The sequence below is a fragment of the Rhizobium sp. Root274 genome (genome assembly GCF_001429245.1).
Lineage (GTDB): Bacteria > Pseudomonadota > Alphaproteobacteria > Rhizobiales > Rhizobiaceae > Allorhizobium.
In genome coordinates this window covers 413,487-425,916 of the sequence record NZ_LMJE01000008.1, presented here as the reverse complement: position 1 = coordinate 425,916, position 12,430 = coordinate 413,487, and the positions used below count along the sequence as shown (strand labels likewise).

Annotated in this window: 14 protein-coding genes; 5 read left to right on the top strand and 9 right to left on the bottom strand. The window is 62.4% G+C overall.

Annotated elements, in window-relative coordinates; genetic code table 11:
• On the bottom strand, positions 1 to 534 hold the full coding sequence (locus tag ASE36_RS17215) for a gamma-glutamylcyclotransferase (protein ID WP_062282507.1): 534 nt from the start codon (positions 532 to 534) through the stop codon (positions 1 to 3).
• Positions 535 to 581: 47 nt separating this feature from the next.
• Between ASE36_RS17215 and ASE36_RS17210 the strand changes: the two genes are divergently transcribed.
• Positions 582 to 1,595 carry a DUF2125 domain-containing protein gene (locus tag ASE36_RS17210; protein ID WP_062282504.1) on the top strand — a complete coding sequence of 338 codons (1,014 nt, stop codon included), beginning with the start codon at positions 582 to 584 and terminating at the stop codon, positions 1,593 to 1,595.
• Between the two features lie 5 nt (positions 1,596 to 1,600).
• Here the strand turns inward: ASE36_RS17210 and ASE36_RS17205 are convergent, their stop codons facing one another.
• A complete protein-coding gene (locus tag ASE36_RS17205; protein ID WP_062282502.1) occupies positions 1,601 to 2,524 on the bottom strand; it encodes a prephenate/arogenate dehydrogenase family protein in 924 nt (307 codons plus the stop codon).
• Positions 2,525 to 2,654: 130 nt separating this feature from the next.
• Positions 2,655 to 3,407, bottom strand: a complete 753-nt coding sequence (locus ASE36_RS17200; RefSeq protein WP_062282499.1) for a class I SAM-dependent methyltransferase — start codon at positions 3,405 to 3,407, stop codon at positions 2,655 to 2,657.
• An 88-nt stretch (positions 3,408 to 3,495) separates the two neighbouring features.
• Here ASE36_RS17200 and gloB point away from each other — a divergent pair, with 88 nt between their 5' ends.
• Together gloB and ASE36_RS17190 are read left to right on the top strand one after the other, a co-directional pair.
• Entirely contained in the window at positions 3,496 to 4,266 is a 771-nt protein-coding gene (gene gloB / locus ASE36_RS17195; RefSeq protein ID WP_062282496.1) for a hydroxyacylglutathione hydrolase, read from the top strand.
• Positions 4,266 to 4,688: a cupin domain-containing protein gene (locus ASE36_RS17190; protein ID WP_062282493.1), complete on the top strand. Its 423-nt coding sequence runs from the start codon at positions 4,266 to 4,268 to the stop codon at positions 4,686 to 4,688. Before gloB ends, ASE36_RS17190 begins: the two co-directional genes overlap by 1 nt.
• A gap of 6 nt (positions 4,689 to 4,694) precedes the next feature.
• Here the strand turns inward: ASE36_RS17190 and ASE36_RS17185 are convergent, their stop codons facing one another.
• The 3 genes from ASE36_RS17185 to ASE36_RS17175 are packed head-to-tail and all read right to left on the bottom strand — an operon-like array spanning position 4,695 to position 7,121.
• Positions 4,695 to 5,336, bottom strand: coding sequence for a lysoplasmalogenase (locus ASE36_RS17185; RefSeq protein WP_062282490.1), 642 nt, complete (start codon positions 5,334 to 5,336; stop codon positions 4,695 to 4,697).
• Positions 5,337 to 5,348: 12 nt separating this feature from the next.
• On the bottom strand, positions 5,349 to 6,227 hold the full coding sequence (locus ASE36_RS17180) for a DMT family transporter (protein ID WP_062282853.1): 879 nt from the start codon (positions 6,225 to 6,227) through the stop codon (positions 5,349 to 5,351).
• Between the two features lie 33 nt (positions 6,228 to 6,260).
• Positions 6,261 to 7,121, bottom strand: coding sequence for a DUF3108 domain-containing protein (locus ASE36_RS17175; protein WP_244474783.1), 861 nt, complete (start codon positions 7,119 to 7,121; stop codon positions 6,261 to 6,263).
• Positions 7,122 to 7,288: 167 nt separating this feature from the next.
• Between ASE36_RS17175 and rpmB the strand changes: the two genes are divergently transcribed.
• Entirely contained in the window at positions 7,289 to 7,579 is a 291-nt protein-coding gene (gene rpmB / locus ASE36_RS17170; protein ID WP_062282487.1) for a 50S ribosomal protein L28, read from the top strand.
• Between the two features lie 155 nt (positions 7,580 to 7,734).
• A complete protein-coding gene (locus ASE36_RS17165) occupies positions 7,735 to 8,373 on the top strand; it encodes a queuosine precursor transporter (protein WP_062282484.1) in 639 nt (212 codons plus the stop codon).
• 84 nt (positions 8,374 to 8,457) lie between these two features.
• Here ASE36_RS17165 and ASE36_RS17160 read toward each other — a convergent pair whose 3' ends face one another.
• Genes ASE36_RS17160 through cobS form a run of 3 tightly spaced genes read right to left on the bottom strand, consistent with a single transcriptional unit; the run spans position 8,458 to position 12,394 of the window.
• Positions 8,458 to 9,465 (bottom strand): esterase-like activity of phytase family protein, encoded by a 1,008-nt coding sequence (locus tag ASE36_RS17160; protein WP_062282847.1) that lies wholly within the window; start codon positions 9,463 to 9,465, stop codon positions 8,458 to 8,460.
• A gap of 31 nt (positions 9,466 to 9,496) precedes the next feature.
• A complete protein-coding gene (gene cobT, locus ASE36_RS17155; protein ID WP_062282482.1) occupies positions 9,497 to 11,389 on the bottom strand; it encodes a cobaltochelatase subunit CobT in 1,893 nt (630 codons plus the stop codon).
• Positions 11,390 to 11,401: 12 nt separating this feature from the next.
• On the bottom strand, positions 11,402 to 12,394 hold the full coding sequence (cobS, locus tag ASE36_RS17150; protein ID WP_062282479.1) for a cobaltochelatase subunit CobS: 993 nt from the start codon (positions 12,392 to 12,394) through the stop codon (positions 11,402 to 11,404).
• Between the last annotated feature and the right edge of the window lie 36 nt (positions 12,395 to 12,430).

Here is a 12,430-nt window from a genome sequence, read left to right as displayed (position 1 = left end):
TCAGTCGGCCCGGTCGAGGGTGGCGATGGCCGCAATGACACTTTCCAGCCACTGGTCGCGAATGCCCAGTTCGCGCAGGTGGTCAACCGTATTGGCGACATAGACCGGATTGGCGCCCGAGCGACCGACGGCGCCGTGGACGACGCGGGCAGCCTCTTCCACGCTGACATTGCCGGCATATTGCGGGTGGGTGCGATCGATCACATAGGTGAGCGCAGAAACCTCGCGTCCATCACCGAGCACGAGACGCACCGAGCGTTCGAGATAGACGCTGGTGACCAGTTCCCGCTCGCGCAGATAGCCAAGGGTCTCCTCCCAGTTCGGCGCCGACACACGGAAAGCCACGCCTTTGCACGAGCCGCCACGGTCAAGACCGAGCACTAGACCGGGGCGCTCCTCCGTGCCACGGTGGACATAGGAGCGCACGCAGAGAGACCTCCGATAGCCGGCAAGACGCGCCGTCAGTCTTTCCTCATAGGGAAAGCCCGGGTTCCACATCAGCGAGCCGTAGCCAAAGACCCAAAATTCGTCCATATCCCAGGCCAATCCATAAATAGAAACGTCGCAGCGAGGAGACTTCCATGGCCATGCCGTCGACAGCGCCGCAAAGCCCGACCAGTCGCAAGGTGCTCCTGCTCGGCGTTTTGATCGTCCTGTTCATCGCTGTCTATAGCGTCGCCTGGTATTATGCCGCAGAATTTCTGCGAACCCGCATCACAGGCTTCTTTTCCGGCGGAAATCCGGCTGGCGTGACCGCCAATTGCGACAATGCCACCATGGGCGGTTATCCCTTCCGCTTCCGGCTGAACTGCGACCGCCTGTCCTTCGACGACAACTTCCAGGGCATCTCCGCTTCGTCAGGCCCCATCAGGGCCGCAGCACAAGTCTACGATCCCGGCCATGTGGTCTGGGAGATGGATGGCCCGGCAGAAGTCCGCTCCGCGCTCGGCTTCAACGCTGTGCTCGAATGGGGCGACCTCCGTTCAAGCTTCCGTGCCGGCTTCACCGGCCTGCAGCGCAGCTCGATGGAATGGAGCGACCTTCGCACCAGGGTCACCTCCACCGTAACCAACCAGCAGGTCGAGGTGGTGACGCCACATCTGGAAACCCATGTGCGCCAGAATGACGGCAATCTCGACTATGCGGCCCTGACCCGCGACGCGGCCGTGACCGTGGACGGAACCGCCATCGCGCTGCCGCCCGTTTCAGCCAGTTTCGATACGACCTTTGTCGATCGCGGCGGGCTGCTCGACCCCCGCCTTGCCCACCGGCAGCAGCTTTACGGCACCAAGGGGGAACTTCGCCGCATGGTGGTCGACCTCGGCGAAGGGCGTGTGCTGACGCTGAGCGGGCCATTCTCCGTGGGCGACGACGGTCTGATTTCCGGCTCGATCCGCATCGAAATCGAAAAGATCCGCGCCTGGCGCGACGCGCTGAAGACCGCCTTCCCGGACAAGCGCGACACCTTTGATGACATCGCCAAAGTTCTGCGCGTGCTGACGCTTGGCCGCGACGACGGGTCCGCCGAGGTCACCATCCAGAACGGGGTGGCCATGCTCGGCTTCATCCCGCTCGGCCAGCTCCCGCCGCTCTGAACGGCTTACTTGTCGAGCGCGTGGCGACCGAAGTCCGGCGAATCGACGTCCTGGCCCGCCTGGACGATCGAACGACGAATGGTGCGCGTGCGCGAGAAAAGTTCGAAGAGCTTGTCGCCCTCGCCCCAGCGGATCGCCCGCTGCAGATAGGCAAGGTCTTCAGAAAAGCGCGCCAGCATTTCGAGGATCGCATCCTTGTTGTGCAGGCAGACATCGCGCCACATGGTCGGATCCGAGGCGGCAAGACGGGTGAAGTCGCGGAAGCCCGAAGCCGAATATTTGATGACTTCGGATTCCGTCACTGCTTCCAGATCATCCGCCGTGCCGACGATGTTGTAGGCAATGATGTGCGGTAGATGCGAAACGATGGCCAGAACCTTGTCATGATGCTGGGGGTCCATTTCGTCGATCATCGAGCCCAGCGCCTTCCAGAAGGTGCTGAGGCGCTCGAGGGCTGTTTGATCCGTTCCCGGCAGAGGCGTGAAGATGCACCAGCGTCCCTTGAATAGGCCGGAGAAGCCGGCATCGGGGCCGGACTTTTCGGTGCCGGCGAGCGGATGGCCGGGAATGAAATGGACATTTTCCGGCATGTGCGGCGCCATCTGGGCGATGACCGAGGCCTTGGTCGAGCCGACATCGGTAACAATAGCGCCCGCTTTCAGATGCGGCGCGATCTGCTCAGCGACCGCTTCCGAGGCGCCGACCGGGACCGACACGATGACGAGATCGGCGTCCTTCACCGCCTCCGCCGCGGATGTCGTATAGGCCGTTCCGAGTTCGAGTTCTTCCGCCCGCTTCAGCGTCTCGGCACTGCGGGTCGAAATGACGACATCGCGCGCCAACCCATATTTCTTGATGTCGCGGGCAATCGAGGAGCCGATCAGGCCGATACCGATCAGAGCGATGCGATCGAACAGGATTTCAGACATCAGCGGAGTTCCATGAATGCGCGGTTGAGGACACAGAGGAAGCCTGCGCCCTTCACTGGGCTGGCAATAAAACGGAAACGGCCGTTTGTCGAGGCGATCGGACCGTTCGGTCGAGCTCCGGTTGGGCCGATTAGGACGGGTCGGGGCGGCTCCGCGCCGTCGGGATGCCCTGTGGAGCGAGAACCGGTGCAAAGACACGACGCGAGGCGCGCGAGGCAACCGGCAGCCCCTGATAGAGCCGCTTCTGCGCCTCGACGACGATGACGCCGGAAAAGGCGGGCCACAGGATCCGACCGACGCGCTCGAAGCCACGCCGCAGGCGAAGGATCGCGCGGATCTTGGACGGCGGAAAGAACAGCGCTTCGGCCGATGCACCCGGCGTGAAATTCGTCTCGCGCAAGAGCGCCGTGAGCTGGCCGCGCGAATAAGGCCGACCCGAGCCAAAGGGCGTGTGCTCCATGCGAGCCCAGACTCCACGCCTGTTCGGCACGACGATGACGAGGCGTCCTCCGGGCGCCAACACGCGCCAGATTTCCTTCAGCGTCTCGCGCGGGTTCTCGGCGAATTCCAGCGAATGCACCATCAGCACCCGATCGACGGAACTATCCGGCAGCGGAAGCTCTTCTTCAAAGACGAGCGTTGTGGCCGAGGGCTCGCCGACCGGCCAGTTCACGGCGCCCTGCCCTGCCGGCATGAAGGCCATGGTGCGTTCGGTATCGCCACGGAAGCGCTCGAGGAAGGGAATGCAATAGCCGAGGCCGACCAGACGCTCCTGCGGCAACCGCGCCCAGACGGAGGACAGTGCCATTGCAATCGATTGCTCCGCCACACGCCCGAGCATGGTGTAATAAAACTGGCGTAGTTCGACGATATCCGCATGCATAGCGGTATTGTTAACAGCCGACGATTGGAACTCAAGGCGCAACAAGGTACATTTGCGCCAAAGAGGCGGGACAAGAAACGGTACAACAATGAAATCACTACAGATCGAGGTCTTTCTGTGCCGAAGCGACAATTTTGGCGTTCTCCTGCATTGCCCGGAATCCGGGCTCACGGCCTGCATCGACGCACCGGAACTGGCGCCGATCCAGGCCGCGGCGGAAAGACGGGGCTGGAAGATCACCCATATCTTCACGACCCACCATCACGGCGACCATGTCGAAGCGAACCTTGCGCTGAAAGAAGCCTATGGCTGCGAGATCATCGGCCCGCGCAACGAAGCGGTTGCCATACCCGGCATTGACCGTACCGTCGATGATGGTGACGAGTTCATGTTCGGCACCCATCCCGTGCGCGTGATCGAGACGCCGGGCCATACCGCCGGGCATATCTGCTATTACCTGCCCGAAGACATGCTGCTCTTTGCCGCCGATACGCTCTTCGCGCTGGGCTGCGGCCGACTGTTCGAGCGTTCGGCCATGGACATGTGGCATTCGCTGCAGAAACTCGCCGAGCTTCCCGACGAGACGATCGTTTATTTTGGCCACGAATATACCCTCTCGAACGCCCGCTTCGCACTGACCGTCGACCCCGATAACACGCGGCTGAAGACCCGGGCGGAGGTGATCGAGGCCCAGCGAATGCGCGGCGACTTCACCATTCCGACGACGATCGGATTGGAAAAAGAGACCAATCCCTTCCTGCGCGCCGCAGATCCCGACATCCGCAAGACGCTCGGCATGGAAACGGCGGCCAATGACGAAGTCTTTGCCGAGATCCGCAAGCGCAAGGACAATTTCTGATGCAGGCAGCCGATATCATCGAAGCCCTCGGCATGCAGCGCCATCCCGAGGGTGGATGGTATGTCGAGACATTCCGCGATGCCAATGGCGGGCAACGCGGCCATTCGACAGCGATCTACTACCTGCTGGAGGCCGGCGAGCGCTCGCATTGGCACAAGGTCAAGGACGCGTCGGAAGCCTGGCACTATTATGCCGGCGCGCCGCTGGCGCTCCATCGCTCGAAGGACGGCGTGACGCAGGAGACCGTGATACTCGGTCCGGGCCTCCTCGCCGGCGAGCGTCCGCAGGCGATTATCGAGGCGGACGAATGGCAGTCGGCGGAAAGCCTTGGCGACTATACGCTGGTCGGCTGTACGGTGGCGCCCGGTTTCGACTTTTCGGTCTTCGAGATGGCCCCGCCCGGCTGGGCGCCCGGTCGCTGATCGCCGTCAGAGCCGGGAAAGGGTGACCGTAAGGATCACCTGGGCGGCGAAATAGCTGATCCACACCACATAGGACGCCAGCCGATCGATCGGATGATCCGGACCCGTCCAGTATTTGCGGATGGTGAGGATCACGTCCGAGAAGATAAAGAGGGTGGCCCCGACAAAGGCCAGTGGATCGGGGAGCCCCAGAGTGAGCCACACCAGCACCATGAAGATGAGCACATAAGCTCCGATCGGCATGGCCATGCGGCCGGCGGGTCGCCAGATCCGTGCCAGCACACCACAGGTGAAACCGGCCACGACCAGGGCCGCCGGGATGCGCCAGGGTTCGGAGAGGGCAAGGGCCGGCTGGGTAAAACCGGCGAGCAGTCCGACATAGGCGACATGCGACAGCAGAAACGCGGCGACGCCCCGGATGAAGGCGGGATCGCCATCAAAGGCGAGTGAAAGATCGCCAAGCGCCCCGAGAAAAAGAGCAACTGCGAGCAGCACGGGAGCATCGACCGCGAGCGCGTAAACCGAGAGAAGCAGGACGGGCAGTGTTTTCCAGATTGCGCGCACGACCGTCTTCTCGCGCGGCAGGATCCAGAGATAGCTGGTGCCGAGTGCGACCGAAAGCGCAAGAATGCCGGTCGCACCACCCATGGCGTCTCCCGTCTAGCTGTTGGCGTCCTTCTTGCGGAAGACCATATCCTTGGCCGCGAGCACGGCGCCACCGGTGATCAGCACGCATGCGAGGCCAATAGTGGTCGTAAACTCGCCGAACCCAAAAATGATCAGGTTGAGGGTCGAGAGCAGAGGCGCCGCATAGCTGGAGGCACCGAGAATTTGGATGTCGCCGTTCTTCACCCCATAGTCCCAGGTGTAGAAGGCAAGCCCGACCGGCAGCAGGCCCAGGCCGATAACGGCGACCCATTGCGATGGACCTTCCGGCCAGACGGTCGTCTCAAGCGCCAGGTGGCAGGCGAGCGACAGGATGGAGGTGGCGAGACAAAAGCCGCTGACGACATCGGTCGACACGGCCTCGAACTTGCGACTGACAAGCGAATAGGCAGCCCAGGTGAAGGCGCAGAGGAAAGCGGCCGCGTATCCCAGGCTATAGGTCGGATCGAAGGCGAGGCCGTCCTTGGAAACGATCAACACCGTCCCGGCGAGCCCGGCGATGGCACCGACGATATGATGCCAGTCGAGCCTTTCACCCGGCAGCAGGGCAGATCCGACAACGATGAGCAGCGGCCAGAGATAGGCGATCAGGCCCGCCTCGACCGGCGGCGCATTCCGCAGGGCCGTGAAATAGAGAAAGTGATAGCCGAACAGCCCGCCAACACCGGCAAGCCAGACCTTAGGCGGCTGGCGTAAGGTCTTGAGGCGTTCGGGCCTGACGATGAACAGAAGGATACCGGGCAGGCTGCCGATCGCGAAGGTGATGGCCGAGAGCTGGAACGGCGGCATCTTTCCGGAAGCGGCTGTCATCAAGGCGAGGATGGACCACATCAGGATGGCGGTGAAACCGATCAGCGTCGCCCTGGCCTTCATGCACATACCCTATATGCGGGGTCTGCCCCCCTCTTATCCGTCGAACGCTTCGGCCGAGACATGCACCGTTCCGTACCGGGTCGGGATCTTGGCATAAACAGGAGCATATAGCTTCAACGTCGCCGTCTTGGCAAACCAGATCTCCATGCCCTCGACCGACTTCAGATACTCGATATCCTTACGGCCTTTCTTGTAGCCGGCGATGGGCACATAGCGGACGGAGCAGACGACCGCATCGCCGCTTGCCTTGCCGGCCTTGAAGGGCGCGGTGCCACCGGGCGAGAGCACGAGATCCATGCGGCTTTCACCGTCATAGATCGGCAGCGTGCGCGAGCAGACATCGGCATCGCCGGGGATCAGGAGCGCGCCGATCGGGTCGAGCACCGATTTCAGATTGGCATCGGTAACAGGCACCCAGGATATTGGCCGCGCTTTCGGCGGCGGCTCCACCTTGGTCTCGACGGCGGCGCCATCGGCATAGGTGATGGTGTAGCGGCTTTTCTTGCTGCCACTCCTGTAGTCGAGGCGATACCGCTCCGGCTGGAATCGGTTGCCCGCAAAGAGACCCGAGACACTGCTGTCGGCCGAGATCTCGCGCACCACATCGACGAGGCCCGAGGACCGGAAGCGGCCGGAAATCTCGTAGCGATCGTCCTTCACCTCCGTGCGGAATGTCAGCCGCGCGATGGGCAGAATGCCGAGCGACACGCTGTAGGCGGTATCGTAATGATAATCGGCCGCCTCTCCTTTAAGTGCAAAAGGCAAGAGCGAGACGAAGGCGAGGGCAGCTGTGACAACGAGGCCGGATCGACGCAAGGACACCATCTCCATGTCGGGGGGAATGCCGAAGCTCGGGCATTGGACAAGGACATCCTTGCCGTTGGACTGTGGCAACAAAATAACGTAAGACGGCGCGACAGTCCGGAAAATCCAAGGTTTGGCTTGACGGGCCGGTTCTCACTGACTATAGAACCGCAACTTTCCAATCAGACGCTGTTGGATTGCCTCACCGGCATTTGCCCGGTAGCGATGCGATGGCCTAGAAAAACAATAGGTGTACCATGTCCCGCAGTTGCGAATTGACCGGCAAGGGCGTCCAGTCGGGCAACAATGTAAGCCACGCGAACAACAAGACCAAGCGCCGGTTCCTGCCGAACCTGTGCGACGTCACGCTGATCTCGGACGCGCTCAACCAGCGTTTCCGTCTGCGCGTTTCGGCTGCTGCCCTGCGCACGGTCGAGCATCGCGGTGGCCTCGACGCCTTCCTTCTCAAGGCTTCTGAAAACGAACTGAGCATGCGCGCCCGTCTGCTGCGCCGCCAGATTGCCAAGAAGACCGCCGAAGCCGCGTAATAGCAGCTTATCGGCAATGAACGAGCAAGGCTTGGCCGGGCATCCGGGCAAGCCTTTTCGTTTGGGAGCATGACGCGCGGCACGAGTGGCCGCTAAGATGCCTCCCGATCAAACAGTATTGTCCCTCCAACTGGTGGCATCACCCAGGATAAAAAATGCTGAACGCACGCTATTTCCTTGCCTACAGCCTGCTCATGACGGCCGTCGTCGTCGCCTCGAACTTCCTCGTGCAGTTTCCGCTCGAGGGAACGCTCGCCGGCATCAATCTCGCCGATCTCCTGACCTTCGGCGCCTTCACCTATCCGGTCGCCTTCCTCGTCACGGATCTCACCAACCGTCAGTTTGGCCCGACGGCGGCCCGCAAGGTGGTCTTTGTCGGCTTTATCGCTGGCGTCATCCTCTCCGTTCTGCTGGCAACCCCGCGCATCGCTGTCGCCTCCGGCTCGGCCTTTCTGGTCGGCCAGTTGCTCGACATCTCCGTCTTCAACCGGCTGCGCCGTCAGTCCTGGTGGAAGGCGCCGCTGATGGGTTCGGTGATCGGCTCGGTTCTCGACACGGTGATCTTCTTCTCGCTCTCCTTCGCCCCGGTCTTTGGCTTCATTGGGCCGAATGACGATTTCGCCATTGCAGCTGCCCCGATCCTCGGCGTGATGACCGCGGAAGCACCGCGCTGGATCTCCTGGGCGATGGCTGACTTCAGCGTGAAGATGCTGATCGGTGTGGTCATGCTCTTGCCCTATGGCGCTCTGATGAGCGTGCTGCGGCCGATGCCGCAGGTCGAGCGCGCGGCATAAGCACACGGCATATCGACATGAAGAAAGGCCAGTGCCGGGATATGGCCCTGGCCTTTTTCTTTGGCTGCATTTGGCGCGACAGTTTTACTGCACCAACCGGAATTCGAGCATCAGCGTGCGCTGCAGGATCGAATGATTGTCATCCGACACGACGATCAGATGCACCGAGCCGTCCTCGGCGACAACGGCGTCCATGCCTTCCATATTGTCGATCTGCGAGCGGTTATCCGCCTCGAAGATGACCTTTCCATCGACCACGGCGCCGGGGCGGATGGTGTCGCCTTCGATCCGCCGCAAGCGCATGCCGACGCCAGTGGCGATGGAAAAGCGGCGCTCCAGCAGCAGCAGGTCGCCATTCGGCAGGAAGGCACCGTCGGTGATCTCGAAGCCATCATGCGGCTTGACCCGGAATTCGCCCTGAAGGGGACCGGAGAGGATGCCGGCATAATTGTTGCCATTCTCGTCGACGCTCTTCTCCGAGAGCGCGAGAATCGCGCCGGCAAACGGGCTTGCGGGCGGCGAGAGCACCAGCGCTTCGATGCCGCCATTGCTGCGCAGGTTGCTGACGTCGAAGGGAAGCGGCAGGGGCGCCGAGGCACGGGCCTTGCCGAGATCGGAGAGCGGGGAATAGGCGACGACGCGGTGACGTTGCTCGAAGCCGACAAAGGCGCGATCACCATCGAGTGCGAGGCTTTCGGCATCCACCAGATATTTCGACGGGCTGACATGGCCCTCCTCGTCGAGCAGGGGCGCAAGCCTGACATCGGCGACGCCGGAGAGGCGACCAGCGCTATCGCGGGTGATGCGCCCCTCGATGAAATAGCCGGTATCGAAGACGCCGAGAAAGTGTTCCCTGTCGCGGAAGCGGATCGATGAGAAGGCTCCGAACAGGGGTTCGGGCGAAGAGAGTTCGAGACCGCCGACGAAGGTCAGCCCCTGCTCCAGACGCGGCGCACCACCCAGCGCCGACGTCATGCCGTCGAGACTGGAGATAACCGTGCTGTCGACGGGTATGGCGAGGACATCACCGGCAGAGATTTCCGCCGGTGCGGTGCAGGCTGCCAGCAGGATCACACAGGCGCTTGCTGCCAGTCGAAGCGTAAAACGATGAAGGCGGCCCGGCTCAGGCACGCAGGCGCCGCCCGCTGCCACCCGATGCCTTGTCCTCGAACAGCGAGGCGAGCTGCTCGGTCATCGCGCCTGCCAGTTCGTCGGCGTCGACGATGGTGACGGCGCGGCGATAGTAGCGCGTGACGTCGTGGCCGATACCGATGGCGAGAAGCTCGACCGGCGACTTCGTCTCGATCTGCTCGATGACCGCACGCAGGTGCCGTTCGAGATAATTGCCCGGATTGACCGACAGCGTCGAATCGTCGACCGGCGCACCATCCGAGATCATCATCAGGATCTTGCGCTGCTCGCGCCGCCCGATCAGGCGGTTATGCGCCCACATCAGCGCCTCGCCGTCGATGTTTTCCTTGAGCAGGCCTTCGCGCATCATCAGGCCGAGATTGCGCCTGGAACGGCGCCAGGGGGCGTCCGCCGATTTGTAGATGATATGGCGCAGGTCGTTGAGGCGACCGGGTGCCGGCGGCTTGCCACCGGCCAGCCAGGATTCGCGGCTCTGGCCGCCCTTCCAGGCCTTGGTGGTGAAGCCCAGGATCTCGACCTTGACGCCGCAGCGCTCCAGCGTGCGTGCCAGAATATCGGCGCAGGAGGCGGCGACCGTGATCGGGCGGCCGCGCATCGAGCCGGAATTGTCGATGACCAGCGTCACGACCGTATCGCGGAACTTGGTATCCTTCTCCTTCTTGAAGGAGAGCGGCTGCATCGGGTCGATGATCAGACGGGTGAGCCGTGCCGGGTCGAGATAGCCCTCTTCCAGGTCGAAATCCCAGGAGCGGTTCTGCTGCGCCATCAGGCGGCGCTGCAGGCGGTTCGCAAGCCGGCCGACGGCGCCCTGCAGATGCGCGAGTTGCTTGTCGAGGAAGGCGCGCAGACGGTCGAGCTCGGCCTCGTCGCAAAGCTCTTCGGCGGTGATTTCCTCGTCGAAATCCTGCGTGAAGATCTTGTAGTCGACCTTCTCGTTGAAATCGTCGAAGGGGGTCGCCGGACGACGCATTTCGCCGGGCGTTTCGCTGTCGTCGTCGCCTTCGTCCGACATCTCCTCTTCGGAGATTTCGGCGCCGTCCATCTCGCCGTCTTCAAGCTGCTCCTGCGAGGCTTCGCTGTCTTCGGCAGGTGCGGAATCCTGGCCGGCTTCTTCCTCGGCGCTTTCCTGCTCCTGCTCGCCGCTGCGCGGCTGCTCCTCGTCGGTCGACTGATCGTCTTCCCCTTGCTCCTCCTCGTCGCCCATGTCCTCGGCCATTTCCATGGACGAGAGCATGTGACGGATCACGCGGGAAAAGGCCTGCTGGTCTTCGATGACGGAGGCGAGGTTGTCCAGATCGGCACCGGCCTTGTCCTCGATGAAGGGGCGCCAGAGATCGAGCACCTTGCCGGCGCTCTCCGGCGCCTTCTGACCAGTCAATTTCTCGCGCACCAGCATAGCAACGGCTTCGCCAAGCGGCGCATCTTCCTGGCGGCTGATCGTCGAGAAATTGGCTTTCGCATATTTCTCGGTGTTCATCGACTGGATGTTGGAGGCCACACCCGGCATGCGCAGCGAGCCGAGAGACTCGACGCGGGCCTGTTCGACCGCATCGAAGATCGCTCGAGCATCGGCACCCTGCGGCGCCATGGTGGCATGCACCTTCTGGTCATGGCAGGCGAGCCGGAGCGCCATCGAATCGCCGAGGCCACGGGTGACGGCGAGTTCATGCGCGGTCGGGCGCTTCGACAGTTCCGGCAGGCGGATGCGTTCGCCAGCGAGACCGGGGCGTTCATTGGCAAAGGCGACCTCGACCTGCGGATCGCCCGCAATCGAGCGCACGCAGCCCGTGATGGCACGGCGCATCGGCTCCATGTCCACCACGCCGCCCGCCTTGGCCTTCGAATTGTCGCCCCGCACTGCCATGCTGTTCAGTCCTTATGCGCCAAGCACGATATTGGCCGCACTTTCCTTGAGTTCCACGCCAAAGGCGCGTTGATACTGCTCGGCCACCAGCGTGCGCTCCAACTCGTCACACTTGTTGAGGAAGGTGACGCGGAAGGAGAAGGCGACATCGCCGAAAATCTCGGCGTTTTCGGCCCAGGTGATGACGGTACGCGGGCTCATGACGGTCGAGAGATCGCCATTGATGAAGGCGGCGCGCGTCAGATCCGCAAGGCGCACCATGCGCGAGACCGTGTCGCGGCCTTCGGCCGTGGCGCCGAAGCTCTTCACCTTGGCCGAGACGATATCGACTTCCTTGTCATGCGGCAGGTAGTTCAGCGTGGTCACGATCGACCAGCGGTCCATCTGCGCCTGGTTGATCTGCTGCGTGCCGTGATAGAGGCCGGTGGTATCGCCGAGGCCGACCGTGTTGGCGGTGGCAAACAGGCGGAAGGCGGGATGAGGACGGATGACACGGCTCTGGTCGAGCAGAGTCAGGCGGCCCGAGGATTCCAGAACGCGTTGGATGACGAACATCACGTCCGGACGGCCGGCATCGTATTCGTCGAAGACGAGTGCCACATTGTGCTGATAGGCCCAAGGCAGGATGCCGTCCTTGAATTCGGTGATCTGCTTGCCGTCTTTCAGAACGATGGCGTCCTTGCCGACGAGATCGATACGGCTGACATGGCTGTCGAGGTTGACGCGCACACAAGGCCAGTTGAGGCGGGCAGCGACCTGCTCGATATGCGTGGACTTGCCGGTACCGTGGAAGCCGGAGACCATGACGCGGCGATTGTGGGCAAAACCTGCAAGAATGGCGAGCGTGGTTTCACGGTCGAAAAGATAGTCCGGATCGAGGTCCGGCACATAGGCATCACCCTTGGAATAGGCCGGCACCCGGATGTCGCTGTCGATACCAAAGACCTCGCGCACCGACACGGTGGTGTCGGGGAGATTGGTAATATCAAGTTCAATTTTGCTCATCGTTTCTCCATGCCGGGCGCCACCGACCGGCCGCAT